Annotated in this window: 21 protein-coding genes and 3 pseudogenes; 10 read left to right on the plus strand and 14 right to left on the minus strand. The window is 60.3% G+C overall.

What is annotated here, in order from left to right; all coding sequences use genetic code 11:
- Positions 1–30: 30 nt before the first annotated feature.
- The 5 genes and pseudogenes from xth to NKI08_RS33480 all read right to left on the minus strand — a co-directional run bounded on the left by xth (position 31) and on the right by NKI08_RS33480 (position 2,973).
- Positions 31–795: an exodeoxyribonuclease III gene (gene xth / locus NKI08_RS33460; protein ID WP_352775638.1), complete on the minus strand. Its 765-nt coding sequence runs from the start codon at positions 793–795 to the stop codon at positions 31–33.
- Entirely contained in the window at positions 761–859 is a 99-nt protein-coding gene (locus NKI08_RS33465; RefSeq protein WP_352775596.1) for a hypothetical protein, read from the minus strand. The genes xth and NKI08_RS33465 overlap by 35 nt, the downstream gene beginning before the upstream one ends.
- Before the next feature lie 203 nt (positions 860–1,062).
- A complete protein-coding gene (locus NKI08_RS33470; RefSeq protein WP_352503897.1) occupies positions 1,063–1,707 on the minus strand; it encodes a redoxin domain-containing protein in 645 nt (214 codons plus the stop codon).
- Positions 1,708–1,841: 134 nt separating this feature from the next.
- Positions 1,842–2,204: pseudogene (locus NKI08_RS33475) on the minus strand (DUF3182 family protein); the annotation flags it as partial.
- Between the two features lie 415 nt (positions 2,205–2,619).
- Entirely contained in the window at positions 2,620–2,973 is a 354-nt protein-coding gene (locus NKI08_RS33480) for a hypothetical protein (protein WP_352456137.1), read from the minus strand.
- A 290-nt stretch (positions 2,974–3,263) separates the two neighbouring features.
- Between NKI08_RS33480 and NKI08_RS33485 the strand changes: the two genes are divergently transcribed.
- Positions 3,264–3,452: a hypothetical protein gene (locus NKI08_RS33485; RefSeq protein ID WP_352775599.1), complete on the plus strand. Its 189-nt coding sequence runs from the start codon at positions 3,264–3,266 to the stop codon at positions 3,450–3,452.
- A gap of 488 nt (positions 3,453–3,940) precedes the next feature.
- Here NKI08_RS33485 and NKI08_RS33490 read toward each other — a convergent pair whose 3' ends face one another.
- Positions 3,941–4,159 (minus strand): KTSC domain-containing protein, encoded by a 219-nt coding sequence (locus NKI08_RS33490; RefSeq protein ID WP_023722567.1) that lies wholly within the window; start codon positions 4,157–4,159, stop codon positions 3,941–3,943.
- A 268-nt stretch (positions 4,160–4,427) separates the two neighbouring features.
- On the opposite strand from NKI08_RS33490, the gene NKI08_RS33495 reads away from it, so the two are divergent.
- A complete protein-coding gene (locus NKI08_RS33495) occupies positions 4,428–4,655 on the plus strand; it encodes a hypothetical protein (protein WP_352775602.1) in 228 nt (75 codons plus the stop codon).
- A gap of 81 nt (positions 4,656–4,736) precedes the next feature.
- On the opposite strand, the gene NKI08_RS33500 is transcribed toward NKI08_RS33495, so the two are convergent.
- The gene (locus NKI08_RS33500) at positions 4,737–5,543 is read right to left on the minus strand and encodes a helix-turn-helix transcriptional regulator (protein ID WP_352775604.1); all 807 of its coding nucleotides are present in this window, start codon (positions 5,541–5,543) and stop codon (positions 4,737–4,739) included.
- 96 nt (positions 5,544–5,639) lie between these two features.
- On the opposite strand from NKI08_RS33500, the gene NKI08_RS33505 reads away from it, so the two are divergent.
- Positions 5,640–6,065: a DUF1127 domain-containing protein gene (locus NKI08_RS33505; protein ID WP_352775607.1), complete on the plus strand. Its 426-nt coding sequence runs from the start codon at positions 5,640–5,642 to the stop codon at positions 6,063–6,065.
- Positions 6,058–6,792, plus strand: coding sequence for a class I SAM-dependent DNA methyltransferase (locus NKI08_RS33510; protein WP_352775610.1), 735 nt, complete (start codon positions 6,058–6,060; stop codon positions 6,790–6,792). The genes NKI08_RS33505 and NKI08_RS33510 overlap by 8 nt, the downstream gene beginning before the upstream one ends.
- Positions 6,793–7,592: 800 nt before the next feature.
- On the opposite strand, the gene NKI08_RS33515 is transcribed toward NKI08_RS33510, so the two are convergent.
- Positions 7,593–7,991 (minus strand): MAPEG family protein, encoded by a 399-nt coding sequence (locus NKI08_RS33515; protein WP_352775612.1) that lies wholly within the window; start codon positions 7,989–7,991, stop codon positions 7,593–7,595.
- Between the two features lie 245 nt (positions 7,992–8,236).
- Here NKI08_RS33515 and NKI08_RS33520 point away from each other — a divergent pair, with 245 nt between their 5' ends.
- Together NKI08_RS33520 and NKI08_RS33525 are read left to right on the plus strand one after the other, a co-directional pair.
- Positions 8,237–8,413: a hypothetical protein gene (locus NKI08_RS33520; protein ID WP_352775614.1), complete on the plus strand. Its 177-nt coding sequence runs from the start codon at positions 8,237–8,239 to the stop codon at positions 8,411–8,413.
- A 107-nt stretch (positions 8,414–8,520) separates the two neighbouring features.
- A complete protein-coding gene (locus tag NKI08_RS33525) occupies positions 8,521–8,832 on the plus strand; it encodes a DUF4158 domain-containing protein (RefSeq protein ID WP_352775616.1) in 312 nt (103 codons plus the stop codon).
- A 283-nt stretch (positions 8,833–9,115) separates the two neighbouring features.
- Here the strand turns inward: NKI08_RS33525 and NKI08_RS33530 are convergent.
- The 5 genes and pseudogenes from NKI08_RS33530 to NKI08_RS33550 form a co-directional block, all read right to left on the minus strand.
- Positions 9,116–9,253: pseudogene (locus NKI08_RS33530) on the minus strand (helix-turn-helix domain-containing protein); the annotation flags it as partial.
- A gap of 364 nt (positions 9,254–9,617) precedes the next feature.
- A complete protein-coding gene (locus NKI08_RS33535) occupies positions 9,618–10,010 on the minus strand; it encodes a VOC family protein (RefSeq protein WP_352775618.1) in 393 nt (130 codons plus the stop codon).
- 284 nt (positions 10,011–10,294) lie between these two features.
- Positions 10,295–10,723, minus strand: a complete 429-nt coding sequence (locus NKI08_RS33540) for a hypothetical protein (RefSeq protein WP_352775620.1) — start codon at positions 10,721–10,723, stop codon at positions 10,295–10,297.
- A gap of 246 nt (positions 10,724–10,969) precedes the next feature.
- Positions 10,970–11,360 (minus strand): annotated as a pseudogene (locus NKI08_RS33545) (cupin domain-containing protein); the annotation flags it as partial.
- Between the two features lie 22 nt (positions 11,361–11,382).
- A complete protein-coding gene (locus NKI08_RS33550) occupies positions 11,383–12,297 on the minus strand; it encodes a LysR family transcriptional regulator (RefSeq protein ID WP_352775623.1) in 915 nt (304 codons plus the stop codon).
- A gap of 146 nt (positions 12,298–12,443) precedes the next feature.
- On the opposite strand from NKI08_RS33550, the gene NKI08_RS33555 reads away from it, so the two are divergent.
- From NKI08_RS33555 to NKI08_RS33570, 4 genes are all read left to right on the plus strand, one after another.
- Positions 12,444–12,863, plus strand: coding sequence for a hypothetical protein (locus NKI08_RS33555; protein WP_352775626.1), 420 nt, complete (start codon positions 12,444–12,446; stop codon positions 12,861–12,863).
- Between the two features lie 24 nt (positions 12,864–12,887).
- Positions 12,888–14,132, plus strand: coding sequence for an epoxide hydrolase family protein (locus tag NKI08_RS33560; RefSeq protein WP_352775629.1), 1,245 nt, complete (start codon positions 12,888–12,890; stop codon positions 14,130–14,132).
- A gap of 16 nt (positions 14,133–14,148) precedes the next feature.
- A complete protein-coding gene (locus NKI08_RS33565; RefSeq protein ID WP_352775632.1) occupies positions 14,149–15,090 on the plus strand; it encodes an alpha/beta fold hydrolase in 942 nt (313 codons plus the stop codon).
- Positions 15,091–15,226: 136 nt separating this feature from the next.
- Complete coding sequence (locus tag NKI08_RS33570; RefSeq protein WP_352775634.1) at positions 15,227–15,973, plus strand: DUF899 family protein; 747 nt, start codon at positions 15,227–15,229, stop codon at positions 15,971–15,973.
- Here the strand turns inward: NKI08_RS33570 and NKI08_RS33575 are convergent.
- On the minus strand, positions 15,929–16,734 hold an 806-nt coding region (locus NKI08_RS33575), incomplete at its 5' end, for an AraC family transcriptional regulator (protein ID WP_352775636.1). The genes NKI08_RS33570 and NKI08_RS33575 overlap by 45 nt on opposite strands.

The raw sequence follows: 16,734 nt of genomic DNA on the forward strand, positions 1-16,734 counted from the left end.
GCGATTCCGCCGAACATTCGATCATGTCAACTACTTGCCGGACGGGTCGATCTCTATCCAGGCGGGCACGTGATCACTCGGCTTTTCCCAGCCTCGCAGGTCAGCGTCCACGCCCGCGTCACGTAACCTGTTCGAAAGTGATGGGCTGACGAGGAGGTGGTCCATCCGCAGGGCGGAGCTCCGATCATAACCGCCTCGGTAGGAGAAGTCCCAGTACGTGTAGATGCCTTTCTCCGGATGAATGCAGCGGACGGCATCCATCCAGCCATTGTCTAGCATTTCGGCGTAGGCCTGCCTGCTCTCCGGAAAGTAGACTGCGTCGCCTAGCCAACGTCTCGGCACCACGGCATCGATCGGCGTTGGCACGACGTTGTAGTCGCCGCACAGAACGCTTGTGATCCCCTCCTTGAGCAGTAGCTGGCCGTAGCTGATCAGACGGTCGAACCAGCGGAGCTTATAGTCGAATTTCGGGCCGGGCGCTGGATTGCCGTTGGGCAGGTAGATGCACCCCACGACGATCCCATCCACCTCTGCCTCGATATACCGGCTGTGAGTATCGTCGGGGTCTCCCGGCAGGCCGCGTCGACGCTCCAGGGGCTCCTTTCCCCGTGCGAGTATAGCTACACCGTTATAGGACTTTTGCCCGTGCCAGATCGCGCCATAACCGGCGTTCCTGACGGCTTCCGCGGGAAATTTCTCATCCGAAGTCTTCAGTTCCTGAAGGCACACGATGTCATAGTCGGTCTGAGACCCCTGTGATCTAATCCGGTTTGAGGTTCGTTCTGGCCCATCCAGAGGACCAGGACATGAAACACAGCCTGAGCAGGCGATCGAAACCGCTGAAGTGATCGATATGCATATGCGTCACGAAGACGCGCGAGATCCCCAGATTTCAAGCGGCGAAAGCGTCGAAAGATCTCCGAGATCGAACAGCATGGCCCTGTTGCCGAAGCGGAAATCCAGTAGCAGGCCCAGATCGGAAAAAGGTTCGATTACCAAGCGTGGCTGGACGAAAAGCGTCACCGCGAGAAGACCGCCGCGAGCGATGCTGCCTTCATCCGTTCAGCTTCTCTTTGCCGGGCCGGCATATTGGTCGACCGCTCCGGCCATCTGGAGCATGAGTGTCTCCATGGAGATGGAATTCCCGCCATAGGGGTAGAAGTCGGATTTATCGCCTTTCTTCCATTTCTCCCGCAGCTCGGGTTCGGTGATGTCCCAGTCGCGATAGGTTCTTCGCGCCAGTTCGCGCAGTTCTGCGTGCAATTCGGCGGTGGAGGGGCGGCCCCAGTAATAATAACCGTTGTGGACCTTGAAGACTTCGAGGTCCCGCCCGAGCACGATCGTGTGCGGGATCATCACGTCGTGCGTGGTGTCGGTGTATTCCTTGATGTCCAGGTCCTTCTGCACGAGCCGTTCCTCGTCACACAGAAAGGGCCAAGGTGCCGAGGTCTGCTGGCGGTAATTGTTGGTCGTATGCCAATCATCCGTGGTGATCGTGACGAGCTGGGTGTAGCCGACGACCAATTGCGGGTGAAACCGCACCAGTTCGAGCATTTGCTGCCGGTCCTTTGGGCAGAAGAACCCACGCGTCAGCATCACGATCATCAGCTGGTCGCCCTGCAGGTCCGACAGCCGCCGTGGCGTCTTGGTGTGGTCGGGAAGAACGTAGTCGGGGAACTTCGCGCCAGCCACAATGTCTTGTCTCATTCTCAGTCGCTCCCATAGATCCGGTTCCTGTAACTTCCGAACAAAAGACTCCTCCCCATGTTCCTTGATTCCAGGCAAGCCGAATAAGACGGGCCGGCTCTTAGGGCCGCCTGCCGTCGAACCGACGACCACCATCACGAGCGCATCCAACTCGACTTCGCCATCGACGATCGTCTTGCCGCCCTTTCTTCGAACATTGAGCTCCGAGGTTTTCGGCCGCCTGTCTTTCGAGTTCGTCGATCACTCCCGTGATTGTCGCTAAGCGGACCTCCGTGATATCCGCGTAACCGCCGTGTAGCGCGTGATGGCACGCTCGTCGGGATCCTCTCCTGGAAATGCACGGTAGCGTTGGCCGGCAGCCGACAATTTATGCCGAAAGCTTTGACCGGCGAAGCGCATACGAACTGGACATCGGGGCCTTGTCGCATGACATTCATGGCCGCAAGTTCGGCGGTGCTGCAGCCGCCGATCCGCCAGCAGGCTTCGAGCACACCCGACTTCCACTTCTGAGCAGATCAGATTCAAGGCTGTCTTTTGCAGGCAGCCATGGGAACTATGGATCGTCTGATCCTCCGCGACGACCAGTGGGAGTGGATATCAGGTCACATGATCGGCGATGAGCCGCGCTCATTGCAGTGAAAGGTTACGATCGATCGCGATGCCCGGGTGCCTTCACGCGACGGCACATGCTACGCGTCTTGGACGGGCGGGCCGCGGCAGGTGAAGCACGCTTGCGATGGCCCGGATCTGGCTTGCTTCTCCAGTAACCGGAAGACGCCAGGGACGCGCTGCGCTGGACGCGTGCCCTAGCCGTCGAGCTCCCATCTATCGGTTCGTCCGCTCCATATCCGGCCGGACAGGGCCGCACCCTTGGGCTGTTCAAAGGCGCTTGCATCTTCCCTGCGCCGACAATCAGCAACCTTCGTCGGTCTTTTTCACCTGGCCTGGCGCGGCGGTGTTGGCTGTCGTGTCCTGCTGACCTGGCGCAGCCTGCTGGGCGCTGCCAGTCTGCTGGCCGGGCGCGCAGTCTCTGGCCGAGTTCGGATTTGTGGTGCCGCTGGTGGTGGTCGTGTCGGTGCCCTGATCGCCGGACATGTTGGTCCCGCTGCTCGTCGTGCCGGTGCCCTGATCCGTCGTACTGGGCATGGTTGTCGTGGTCGAGGTTCCGCTCGTCGAGGTTCCGCTCGAAGTTCCGCTGGTCGTCTGGGCAAAGGAAAGCCCTGCCGACACTGCCAGCACGGCCGAAGCCAAAAGGATGCGTTTCATCTTCTTTCTCCTGTCTGAATGCGCGGGATGCGCCTGGCAAATCGAACAGGCAGACAGAAGGAGTGTTCCCCGATGAAGTTCAACTTTTGTAACTCTGGTCATAGGTCAGCCTTAGGATGCCGGGCGTATATTAGAAGCCTCTTGAAGAAGACGCTGCCCGCACCAGAATCCATGGCATGGCTCGGGGAATAGGCATTGGTGACCAGGTGGCGATTACTGCCACGGTTCGAAGGCGGATAACAGAGGACCGCGTAAGCGTCTCTTTCCCAGGTTACGACTTCCCACATTCCATGATCGACCACACCAAGGTGAACCGACGCCAGCAAATCGACCTGAAAGGCGAGGTCACGCGCATCGACGAGGACACCGTGACGATCGAACTCGGGCCGCTGGTCACGGTCGACCGTGACAAGGTCCGATTGGTGGAGAAATATAGGCCGCCAAACCGACGAAAGGCACTTGTCGTTGCCCCGGATTAGAACCGACAACATCGCGACGGGCTATGAGGGCAGGCCGCATGACGGGCCGGTAGAGGACGAGTCGAAGCACTTGGTCTACTGCCCAGTCTGCGGCCAAACGTTCGACGCGCGCGATCTTGGACAGGTCTTCCACCACGCTGAGTCCCAGCACGAGCGCCTTCCGGTCGAGCAATAGTCCAGCTAGTTGAGCTCCGGCGGCAGACCGACGTTGAGACCTTCAGCGCGCCACCGGGTACGTTGGATGAGAAAAGGTGCTGCGTGCACCGCGCCTTCCCCGCGCGCCGATGCTCCACCTGGACCGCAAAAAAGTCCCGCCGCACTGCCAGAACGGCGGGACCGATCAAACGCTTTGCACCAGGCGGGGGGATGCGGGGGGTTGGTCTTGCCAGGTGAGCGCGGACCGTAACCAACCCTAAGCGCCACAGCGGCAACGCGACCACCAACCGCCGGTTGGAGCGATAGGACGACTGAGCCGCCGGCAGGTCAGGTCATCCTGGGTCGCTATCGCTCGCAACCAGACGGTAGCGGAAATTGTTGCGAATGTGGTCGTTGAAATAGCGGCCCTTGGCGAACGCGGCCCGGAACGCGGCAAACGTTTCTGGCGGTACCCCCTCAAACTCGTACCGCTTGCCGCTGGCGACGAACCACACAGAGAGGGTCCTTCTATCCAGATCATATTCCATCTTGCGGATCGAAGTAGATGGCATGAGCACCACAGGCCGAGGCCCGCGCCTTGCTGGGAGCGCGGGCCGATCGGGATAGCGATCTGCAGCAATACCTGGAGGGGGAGGATTCGCTGCGTGCACCGAACTTTCGCGGCGGTCCCGTGTTCCATCGAGATGCACAAAAAGGTAGCTGCACCTTCCGGCATCACGTGGACGTTGGATTCTGAGAAAGCGCGAGCGTCAATACTACTCTGTTGATGGAATTTCCCCGTGAGATAGGCACGCTCCACGGCGAAAGGAGTGCCCCGCCATGACCGTCCTCGCCTACAACCTTGCCAACGGTATCAAAGGATCGTGGAGGGTCGTCTTCGTGCCGGACGACCTGCATCTTATGTGGAATTCAGCCAGCCAGACCCCGACACAAAACCCGGCTGATTGGATGAGCTTGATGATCTCCTGCATGGCGGCCGAAAGCGCACTCGACGAGCGAGCGCGCGACAGCTTGGTTTCGCTCATTAAGGCGTTGACAGGGCGATGAGACAAGGGATACCCGCGCCGAAAGCTCTTATCGGTGAGGCGCGCGGGCTTGGCTTTGAAGCGTCAGCGGAGCGACACCGCGTTAAGCTTCCGGAGATGGCTCTTGAAAATACTTTCCAGGAGAGGCACCGAAGGCCGCGTGAAACACCGCGATGAAGGCGCTCGGGCCAGAGTAGCCGAGCGAGAAGGCGATGTCGCCGACGCTTCGGCCGGCGGCGAGCCACTCCACCGCTTTGAGGAGTTTCGCCTGCTGCCGCCAGGCGCGAAAACTCATGCCAGTCTCCGACTGGAAGTGACGCTGGAGGCTGCGCGGGGACATGGCGGCGCATGACGCAATCTCATCGAGCGGCCAGTCTGCACCCGGGTCGTTCCGGATGTCTTCGGCGAGGGCCCGAAGGCGTTCGGATATCGGCGAGGGAAGAGACAACGGCGCGACCGGACTCGCCCGAAGCTGGTCGAGAATGACTGCGACCAGTCTTTCGGCGCGAGCGCTGCCGGCCTCCGCACGGGGTACTTCGAGAAACGCCAGGATGAGTTCGCGCAGCAGCGGCGTCGTCCCGATCACGGAGACATCCGAGGGCAGATTTATGACCGCATCGGGCCGGAAGAAGAGATAGCTGCGATCGGTGTCCTGCAGGTAGGTCACTTCATGAAGGACCCCGGACGGCACGAACACGGCGCGTTCGGGCGGCACGATGAAGTAGCCTCGCTGCGTTTCCAGCCTCAGCGAACCTCGCACGATCTGAAAAAGCTGCGCGCGGTGATGCGCATGGAACGCGTAGGTCTGCCCCGCCGGCTCGACTCCGCCCTGAGCGACGGCGGTGTGCGGATAATCGCCAGAGCCGTCTTCCGGCAGATGAACATTAATCAGGTTGTCGCGAGCGATCATGGCGGCTCAGAAATACAATTTGTCAGACTAGCGATAACATGTCGGTGGGCACTTCACTAGGTTTGCACCAACGCTACGCATCCGCGGGTGACAGTTATGACACTCGAACTGCAGATGATCGAAGTGCCGGAGCGCCTCGCCCGTGGCCTTTTGGTGAGCCTGCGGGCCCTACCTGTTCGGGGCTTCGTCATAGCGGGTTGGTGGCAACGCAGCGAGACTGAACATGCGCTGCGGCGCCTGTCGGATCGCGATCTGACAGATATGGGCATCGCACGCCATGACATTCGCGAGATCGCCCGATATGGCGCGGTCGGAAGCGGCACGGGGCCAAACCGATTGCAAGCCGCCGGCATGGAGGCAACCGGACCCGAGGAACCGCCGATCCCGTGCGGATGGGTCGAAGCCCTCGCTGATCCCTTCTCGAGGCGGCCGCGGATTCACGCCGCCCGCGAACCGGCGCCGCGCGCTAGCACAGCCTCCCCGGAGCAGATCACCAGCAGAAAGGCAAACGGAAATGCATGACGACGGATACTTCGATGAAAAGGTCGCGGCGACCTACGATGACGATGACAGGATGTCGGCGCCAGAGGTCGTCGACCCGGCCGTTGATCTCTTAGCCGAACTCGCAGGAGGCGGACGCGTGCTGGAGTTCGCGATCGGGACCGGCCGTTTGGCACTTCCGCTCGCACGGAGAGGGGTGCAGGTAGAAGGCATAGAGCTTTCCCGGCCGATGGCAGCCCGCCTTCGCGCAAAAATGGGAGGCGCGGAAATCCCGGTGGCTATCGGTGACATGGCCAGGACACGGGTCGCGGGACAGTTTTCGCTCGTCTATCTGGTCTTCAACACGATCAATAACTTGGCGTCGCAGGACGCTCAGGTCGCCTGTTTCCAAAACGCGGCCGCGCATCTCGAACTGGGTGGGCGCTTCCTGATCGAGGTCGGTGTACCGCCGCTTCGGCGGCTCCCGGTCGGGGAGACGATGCTGGCGTTCGACCTCAGCAAGACGCATTGGGGCATCGACGAGTTCGACGTGGTGAACCAGACTTTCTCGTCCCATCACATATGGCTCAGGGACGGCATCTGTCAGCGCTTTTCGGTTCCGTTCCGCTATGCTTGGCCGGCTGAGCTCGACCTCATGGCGCGACTAGCCGGCCTGACGCTCAAAGAGCGCTGGAGTGGCTGGAAAAGGGAGCCGTTCACGCAGACCAGCGACAAGCACATCTCCGTCTGGCAGAAGGTTGGAGGCTAGGACGGGTCGGCCCGGTTCTCGGCTTGGAGGCGACCTTCGCGGCCAAGAGAATGGTCCGAAAGTCATAGGTTTCGCGGAGCGCTGAATCCGAAATACGAAAGCCAGCTTAGTTCGCAACGCTGCTGCTCAGCACGTTCACGCTGGTCTGCCGCCTGCGACCCTTTGCGGGAAGTCGGGCCCCAGTTTTCCGGCTGGAGGACGACTACCTGACGATCATCGCAGGGCGCGACGTCCGGCCCTGGACTCAATCCCACCCTGCGGGGTTCCGGCTTCCGTGCGGAAGAACGGCTCCTCCGCCAGCATGCCGGCTTTCAGGAACTGCCCGACCAACCTTACCACCCGCTGGTCGGCGACACGTTTGCGTAACCGTTCCATCACATAGTGATGGTTGATGTCGTAAAAGTAGCCCCTGATGTCTCCCTCGATGACCCACGGATGTGGTATCCCGTGCCTCCGGGTATCCCCGCCGCGTTTATGCGACTGGGCAGCCCGGCGGATATGATCAAGGCGCCGTGCGTGCTCCGTCCGGGCCTGAACCCATAGGAAACATGCCAGAATTGCGCCTCGAAGATTGGCTCCACAAGTGTTTTGACCGCGCTTTGTACAACGCGGGCCTTGTGACCCTGGGAATGCCCAAGGGCCGGAACTCCCCAGGTGTACCGGCTTTGGGAATGAGCTTGCGCCTCGCCGGACTCGGCGATTATGCGCCGGAGCGCAGTTCGTCTTGAAGCCCGGAAGGACTCCGGATGCGTCTTACGGTTATCACGGACATTTCGTGTGGCCGCGCCTGAGCGCCTCAGTTATCCCTGCATCATTATATAGATGATCCTGCCAAGAGCACCAAAGAGCAGAGCGAACGCGGCGAGCGATTGAATGAAGAAGCCGGGGTACCGCTTCATCGGCGCCGACAGGTAACCGACGAAGTAGACAATCCTTCCGACCATCCAAAGCAGTCCCAATGCAGCCGCCCATGGCGCGCTCCAATAGACGGCGAAAAGCCACATCGACGGCAGGAAAATCGGCAGCCATTCGACCGAGTTTGAGTGGGCGCGAATGGTCCGTTCAAGGAGCGGATCGCCAGTCATGGTCGGGGCGAGAATGCCCGTACTCTTGTGTGTTCTGGCGACTGTTAGCGCCATACCAAATACCATCAGGCTGCAAAGCAGCGTCACAATCGCCACCAAGTAAAACCGTTCCATGCTTGCCTCCTCTTGTGGCGGAATAGGGTAGGCAAGCAAAGGTCGTCGCCACTGGCAAGCTGCAATTGCCATCATTCCTGACAAACACCGTGGGACCGAAAGCCCGGTGGATGAGGGCGCTGTCAAGGCCACGATCCTCGGCGAGGAGGACCTCTCTTTGTGGGAGGAAGCTACGTGATCGTGCAAAAACACCCTGCATGGCCTGAAAGCATGGAACGGGCTTTCCCTCGAGGAGCAGGAGGGGAATGTTCGGCAGAAAGAAACTCTCCGATGTCGAGCTCGACGATGCCGTGAACCCGCTCTCGGCGCACAATGCGCTGACTACAATCATCGAGGACGGAGAGCAGTTCGGCGGGCGGACCTCATTCGGCATCGTTGTCGATAGTAGAGCCAAAGTCGGGTCGCGGCCCAAACCGGCCTAATCGGCCCGAAGCTGCGATTTTGGCCAAGTTGTGGAACGTTACCAGAACGGATTGACGGCGAAGGCTCGGTGACCTGAGAATTCACTCCTGAAACAGGGAGTGAACGTATGGGTTTGCGTGTTTCGCCTGAGGCTTTGGCTGCGGAATGGAGCCTCTCTTTTGCCGACAATGACTTTGTGAACGCCAAGCCGGCCGGGTCGAGGCTCGGACTGGCGGTGCAGTTGAAGTTCTTCGCAGCTTTCGGATACTTTGCCACCGACGCGACCGAGGTTCCGGACGAAGCGATTTCGTATCTGGCCGAGCAGCTTGGTGTCCGCGAGACCGGTCTCGGCGGTTACGATTTTTCGGGGCGGTCGGGACGGCGCCATTGCGCGGGAGATTCTGCGCCATCTGGGCTTTCGCCGCATGAAGCGGGCTGACCGGGTCGCACCTTGCGGGTTGGATGGCGACGGAGCTCTGCCCGGGCGGGCAATCCGTCGCGGCGATGCTGGAGGCTGTCTTTCTCTGGTGTCGCGACCACAAGATTTCGGGTCCGTCCGGTAAGGAGATGGAGCGGCTTGTACGCTCCGAGCGGCAACGCTTTCTGGAATGCTTTCTTGCTAGCGTTGCGGATCGGCTTCCGGTCGCGCGGATATCACCCAGTACGCGGTGCCCCTGTGGTCGCCCACGTTTACGATCGACCAGCGACAGGATGGTCCCGCCGGCGCGGAACAGCTTTATCAGCCGGTATGCTGTCGCTTGGCTCAGGCCGAGCCTGGCCGCGAGTTCCGCAACATCTGCGGCCGTCGCGCTGGCAGGCTCCGCTTCAGGAAGCTGCGGATCGCATCTGCCCGTCTGCACGCTTCGTCCCAAAGCGCCTCATCAATCTCGTCGGGGGAGGGGTCAGTCATCGCAGGCTCGCGAGAAAAAAATCGCGAGCGTCATTCTCACATAAAGTGACAAAAGCCAATGTGCATTATCAAATTAACTGCTCATTTTCAAATTAAGTGCGCCGGCAACATACTGAAATCGTTGAGGTCGGATTCGCAGAATTAAATGGAAAACGACAATTACGAAGATCGTTCGTAATTTGAAGCCGCGTCCTCGATACGGAAAATGCTGCGACAGGAGCTGCCGATCTCTTCCCGCGAACTCTGAACGTCATTGCCCGATTCCTGATTCTGGTCCGTCGAAGTCAGGCCGTCAGTCCTCCTGGACGGCGCTGCTATTTCCGCGTCTGGCGAAGGGAAACTCGGTTGCCGTCCGGGTCGAGAGCTGTCACGCGCATGCCGAATGGATAGTCCTCCGGCTCGGCGTCCGCGAACTTGACGCCGCGCGCTCGAAGTTCGTCGAAGTCCTTTCTAAGATCATCTGACTCGATGATTAGCGGTCCCGGAATGGCGATCGAAGGCGATCCGGCCGTCGCGTCAGCTCGACCAGAGACGCCAGGCCAGAGGAGCACATCAGGGCCTTGTCCGTTGAGCGCTATCGTCAGGAAGCGGCCCTCCGGTCCGCTGAAATCAGCGCGCTTCCCGAAGCCGAGAATCTTCGTATAAAAATCGAGCGCCTTGTCTTGATCCGCCACGTACAGAGTCGCGTACACAATTCTACTGAGCATGTTCTTCCTCCAGTTTTAAGTCTGCTCAAAGTGCCTGTATGTTCCTGACGATCCGGCCGCTCGTCGTTACGAGATGTCCACCACGAGCTCTTCCTCCGGTCCGTCGTCCTTAAATCTGTTCAACTATAGGTGCGGTAGGACGATCGATCTTCGCTCTTGGCTCCGGCGTGATGCTTTGTCATCATGCTTCTCTCCCCAATGATCTGTCGCCGGACGCGCCATCTTATTGCTCGTTCGGAGAACACGACTGCCTCACTAGCGCTCAAGTGCGCCACAGCATCGCCTTAAAAAGGGTTTTCTGCGCCTGAAGTAAAATTGTTGCAAGGGCAAGAATGTGCATTGACCCCATACAACAACGTATGGCCATACACGCGACCAGGAAGGATCGGCGGGGTGTCGGCGAGCGCCTTGAAGGGCGCGAAGCCGGTGGGCTCGCCGGGATTCAGGATGAGATAGACTCCCACCAGCGCGCGTACGAAGATCTCGGCGCCGCGGTCCTTGTCGATGAACACCTGCTGCGCTCCGGCCTTCCTCATCTCGGCATGCAGGAAGTTCTGGACCACCGTCTTGCCCGAGCCCCAGGGGCAGCAGATGCCGCCAGCGTGCCGCCCAAGGTGCGCCCAGGGCGGTGGCGACGCTGCCGGATCGCTGAAGATTGTGTCGCCGGAGTTCGCCTTGAGTCCCAACCGCGACAGATAAGTCCGAAGGACCACGGCTCCTGCGACTCCGGCCTTTAGACAGAGGCGACCAGGCCTTCGTAGGTCTGCCGACGGCGGGCGACTCTACGTCTGCCCCCGCGCCCAGTACCTCCGCGCGGGCCCGCTCGATCGGTGCTGGACTGTCATGAGGGCTACTGAGGCCCTTGGTCGTCCCGCGCCGGCGGGTCGCCCTTCGCGCCCGGGGCGCGGAGCGCGACCGTCGTGGCCGCCCAGCACCCGGGGCGCCACATTCGTCTAGGCGTCGCTGCGCGTACGCTCGTGGTCCGGGTTCAGCGGGTAGTGGATTCTGTTCTCGGGCTTCGGACGCTCGCCGACGACGAGCAAGCGCACCTCGGTGTTGTTCAGCAACGTGTGGCAGATGCCCGTGCCGCGGGGAAGGCTACCGCGTCGCCCGGCGCGAGCCGATGCAGCATCCCATCGATCCAGACGTCCGGCGTCCCCTCCAGCACATAGACGAATTCCTCCTCGGCGCTCTTCGCGTGCGGATAGGACGTGCGCCGGCCGGGCGGTAGCCGCTCGTGGTGGATGTCGATGCGCACAAGGCCGAGCAGGCAGCCGAGGGGGCGCCGATGGACAACAGTTCCTCGTCGTTCGGATAGTGGTCGTCGTCCGGCCTTCGAAGTCGCGTCAATTTCCAATGAACCGGGGGCGTTTCACGATCCGTCCTTTTCGTGCCGGCGGCCCATAGGTGGCCCTAATCGGCGCCTTACTGCGGGAATCACGAAATCCATAAATGCGCGTATGCGCGGCACATTCCGCAGTTGAGAATGCATACCAAGCTTCAGAGGGACCACTAACGCTCGGGTGCCGAGCTGCAAGGCGACAAGACTCCCCCGTCCATCGGCAAGAGCACAGGGCAGTACCGCGATGGCGGTTCCTGATTCGGCGGCATTGAGTTGAGAAGTTATATTGTTTGTCGTCAGAATGACGTTGGATTTTGGCATAACCGAGCGCACACTATTACTCAGGATGTCCGTTGGATCATTAAATCCAACGAGAAAGTGCCCAAGCCCGCCATGTGGTCCATCTACAGGTCCGTGTGTGGCGAGATAGTGTTCGGAGCAATAAAAGCCGTATCGAACATCGACCACCTTCCGCACCAGAATATCTTGCTCCTTGAAGGGGAGAAAATGGAAGGCGATGTCGGCTTCGCCTCTAGAAAGGTTGAGAAGCTGGTCCGTTGTGATGAGTTTCAATTCAAGATCCGAGTGTTGCCGACCAAATTCAGCGAGGATTGGCGCCAGAATCCAGTTCGCCACCCAGTCTAAACTTGTGACGGTAATTGAGCCCTGAAGGCCGTCTCCGCTCGACGCTAGCCGGCGCTCAACATGAAGCGCGGCATTTTCCATTCTCTCCAAGTAAGCTTGGAGAGATTGGCACACCGGCGTCGGCCTCGCTCCATCGACATCTCGCTCGAATAAGCAAAAGCCTAATCTTTTCTCAAGGTCATGCAGGCGCCTACTGACTGTGGGCTGGGTCGATCTCAGTACGCGAGCTGCACCGCCGATCGAACCGCTACGAAGCACTGCCAACACCGTTTTGAAATCATCCCAGTCCTTCATGCGCATTTATGGTCCTCCAATCATACGCAAACGTATGCCCCGCATACCATACTAGACGTGGTGTGTTCTTGGAACTCATTGCTCCTTCATGGGTTAGACGGCCGTCGGGTTGACACTGACCCAAGCGCAACCGAGCAGCGACGAGGTCGCAGATGACCGACATCAGGCAGATATCCCGCCGATGGCATGAGGCCTGGGGAACGCCGAACATCGAGGCGGCCTACCGCGAGTACCTCTTCTTGTCCGAGTTCGATCATGGCCGAGATTGCAAGGTCGCACTCGGCGGCTCGTCGCTCCCGGTTCGTCAAGCCGGCGACGCCCGGAAACCCTGTCTGATCCTGTTGCATGGCTGGCCGCAGACCAGCCTAGCCTGGAAAGGTGTCCTTCCTAAACTCGGAAAGGACAACTGCGCCCGGCATTCGATCTGCCGGGAGTCGGCGAATCCGAAAATCCGCCGCCTTCGGCCGAGAAACGCATTATTGCCGAGACGGTCCTCACCGCCGCCGAAAAGGCAGGCGGCGCTGGACCACCTCTTGGCCGAGGATCGAGCAAGGAGACCGCGCGGCGGTTGATGATCGGACCAATTGGAGGAGATCATGTCGGGTAGCATCTCGCGGCGGGATGTCATTCAGGCCGGCGCTGCGGTCACCATTACCGCAGCCATGGTTTCCGGCTTGGCCGAACGCGCGGTTGCTGGACCCGCCATCATACCATTCAGCGTGTCCGTGCCGGAGACGGCCCTGCGCGACCTCATGCGTCGGCTTGCTGCGGTTCGTTGGCCTGAGGCCGAAACAGAGAAAGGGTGGTCGCAGGGCGTGCCGCTGCATCAGTTGCAGCGGCTTGTAGACTACTGGCGTACTTCGTATGACTGGCGACGGTTCGAATCTCAGATCAACGCCTTTTCTCAATTCCGCACCGAGATCGACGGCCTTAGCATCCATTTCCTGCACGTGCGATCGAGACACGAGAACGCGTTGCCCATCGTGCTCACGCATGGCTGGCCGGGCTCGGTCATCGAATTCTTGAAGGTGATTGGCCCGCTTACTGACCCAACTGCACATGATGGCCGCGCGGAAGACGCGTTCCATGTCATCGTCCCGTCGATGCCCGGCTACGGCTTCTCCGACAAACCGTCAGCTCCCGGCTGGAATATCGAGCGCATCGCACGCGCTTGGACTGAGCTTGTGTACAGGCTCGGCTATGTTCGATGGGTTGCGCAGGGCGGAGACTTAGGGGCTTTCGTCACGAACACGCTTGCGCTGCAGAAGCCCTCAGGATTGATCGCGATCCATCTCAATCTTGCGCTTGCCATCCCATCACCTCTGCCGACGGAAGGTGCGACACTGGCCGAGCGCGAGGCAATCACCGCGATGGCACGGCACGGTACGGACGGCAGCGGCTACTTCCAAGAGCAAGCAACGCGACCGCAAACGATTGGTTACTCATTAGCGGACTCTCCTGTCGGTCTTGCCGCTTGGATCTATGAAAAGTTTCAAGCGTGGACGGACAACACCGGCGCTCCTGAGAGCGCGCTAACGCGCGACGAGATGCTCAACGACATCACGCTTTACTGGCTCACCAACACGGCGGCCTCGGCGGCGCGACTTTATCGCGAAAACAATGGGCACGGCCCAAACCAAGGCGTCGTCGCTTTTCCGGTCGGCATCAGCATCTTTCCACGGGAAATCGTGCGAGTGCCACGCAGTTGGGCGGACAAGGTCTATCCGAACATTATTCACTGGAACGAGCTCAACAAGGGCGGCCATTTCGCCGCCTTCGAGCAGCCTGCGATTTTTACGCAGGAATTGCGCGACTGTTTTCGAGGCGTGCGTCGAACCTAGTCGAGTGGAGGTCAGCATGACGAAGCAATTCTTTCATTGTCTAATGATCAGCGCACTCGCCGCCTTCGCTTCGCTCGTTTTGAACGCAGCCGCAGCCGAATCAATGCAGCTCGGCGTGCCGCCCGCAGGTTTTTCATCGGCCGACGTCACGGTCAACGGAAGCAGCCTGCACTACGTGCGCGGCGGACAGGGTCCGGCTGTCATCCTGGTTCACGGCTTCCCTGAGAACTGGGTCGAATATCAAGGCATCATGCCCAAGTTGGCGCAACGGTTCACGGTGGTCGCCGTAGACCTTCCCGGGATTGGCCGATCAGCGCCGCCATCCGCCGGCTACGACGCCGTCAACTTGGCCACTCAAATCCACGGCCTCGCGGAAGCGCTGCATCTCGTGCGTCCATATGTGGTGGGGCATGATATCGGCGCTCACGTGACCTACGCCTATGTCCGTCTCTTTTCCGCCTCGCTGCGCGGAGCGATGATCCTCGACACGCCCATTGCCGGACTTGCTGGCTCAAAAGAGGCGGGCGCCGGGCTATGGCATGTCGGCTTCATCCAGACACCTGGCCTCGCCGAGAAGTTGGTGCCCGGCCGTCAGGACGCTTTTCTCGGATGGTTTTTTGACCTCGGCAATTTTACTGCCGAGGAACGCGCATACTACGTCAAGGTCTATGACGTGCCTCAGCTCCATGCCGCGTTCGAGATCTATCGAGCCATCCCCCAGAACGTGAAATGGAATGCATCGCAAGCAGCGCCGAATGCTGTCCCGCTGATTGTAACGGTTGGCGAGAAATCGCTTTTCTCGGCGCTTCTTCCGACATTCATCGAAGGCTACCGCGCGGTTGGCATGATCCATGTCGAGGGTGCGGTGATTCCCGATGCTGGTCATTATGTGCTCAACGATAATCCAGAGGCGGTTGCCCGATTGATTGAGCGTTTCGCAGCCCGCGACGCGCAATGAGAGGTTGGGGCGCAGTCGAGTTTGAGGAATGAAGAACAATGTCGTTTCCGACGAAAGCCGATTTGTAGACGCGTCGAGCTGGCGATCAGCGCCTCTACTCAACAGTACAAAGAAGCAGTCTAATGGAGACACTCCCATGAGCGATATCTTGAAACAGGAACTGGCCCTTCCCAAGGTGGTCGATCGGGCTACATACCAGACAGAGCTGGACGCCTTGCGGGTGCGCGAGAAGGCTCATACCAGAGAAGGCGATGCCATCGCCGCCGCACGCCGACGTCTTCCGATGGTCGAGGTGGACGCTGCCATCCCGCTTGTCGGTGAAAGCGGGCCCCTGACGCTCTTGGATGCCTTTGAGGGCCGGCGTCTGCTCATTGCGTATTACTTCATGTGGCACAAGGGCAAGCCGTCGGCCGAGCAATGCGAGGGCTGCACCTGGTTCACGTCACAGGTCCGCGAGCTTTCGCCTTTTCATGCGCGAGACGTGACCTACGCCACGTTTGCGCAAGGCCCATTCGAAGAGAGCCTCCGGTATCGCGGCTTCATGGGCTGGAAGATGCCATGGTACTCCGCGCAGGACTCTCTGGACATGCTTCTGGCTGGGCGCCGCATCGGCATGATGCACCTGATTTGCTACTTGCGGCAGGGCGCCAAGGTCTTCGAAACCTACTGGACATGGATGCGCGGCGTCGAGGCGATGGACAATTGCTATCGACTGCTCGACCTGACCGTCTATGGGAGGCAGGAGTTGTGGGAGGATTCTCCCACCGGCTGGCCACAACGGTGGGAAGGCAAGCACCGCATGCGGACCAATGGACGCCCCACGTCTCAATGGCCCCGCCTAGGCGCCGGCTATTCCGACGACATGGGAACAAGCAGCTGCTGATTTCGAGCAGGCTGCGCTCTCGTCATGCCCCGCATCCCTCCGCTGATGGGAGGGGTGGAGAGCACGGCGCGCATGCTGAGAGGCACCGAAGGCCGCGCGAAACACCGCGATGAAGGCGCTCGGGCCAGAGTAGCCGAGCGAGAAGGCGATGTCGCCGACGCTTCGGCCGGCGGCGAGCCACTCCACCGCTTTGAGAAGTTTCGCCTGCTGCCGCCAGGCGCGAAAACTCATGCCAGTCTCCGACTGGAAGTGACGCTGGAGGCTGCGCGGGGACATGGCGGCGCATGACGCAATCTCATCGAGCGGCCAGTCTGCACCCGGGTCGTTCCGGATGTCTTCGGCGAGGGCCCGAAGGCGTTCGGATATCGGCGAGGGAAGAGACAACGGCGCGACCGGACTCGCCCGAAGCTGGTCGAGAATGACTGCGACCAGTCTTTCGGCGCGAGCGCTGCCGGCCTCCGCACGGGGTACTTCGAGAAACGCCAGGATGAGTTCGCGCAGCAGCGGCGTCGTTCCGATCACGGAGACATCCGAGGGCAGATTTATGACCGCATCGGGCCGGAAGAAGAGATAGCTGCGATCGGTGTCCTGCAGGTAGGTCACTTCATGAAGGACCCCGGACGGCACGAACACGGCGCGTTCGGGCGGCACGATGAAGGTACGCATCCGGTGAAGACCGCAGACGTGCGCATCCGGCAGCCAGGAGAACCTGAGCACCGGAGTGCTGGGGTCAAGCTTTCTTTGGGGAGACGCGATGATAT

This window comes from Mesorhizobium sp. M0768, from assembly GCF_040320195.1.
Taxonomy (GTDB): domain Bacteria; phylum Pseudomonadota; class Alphaproteobacteria; order Rhizobiales; family Rhizobiaceae; genus Mesorhizobium.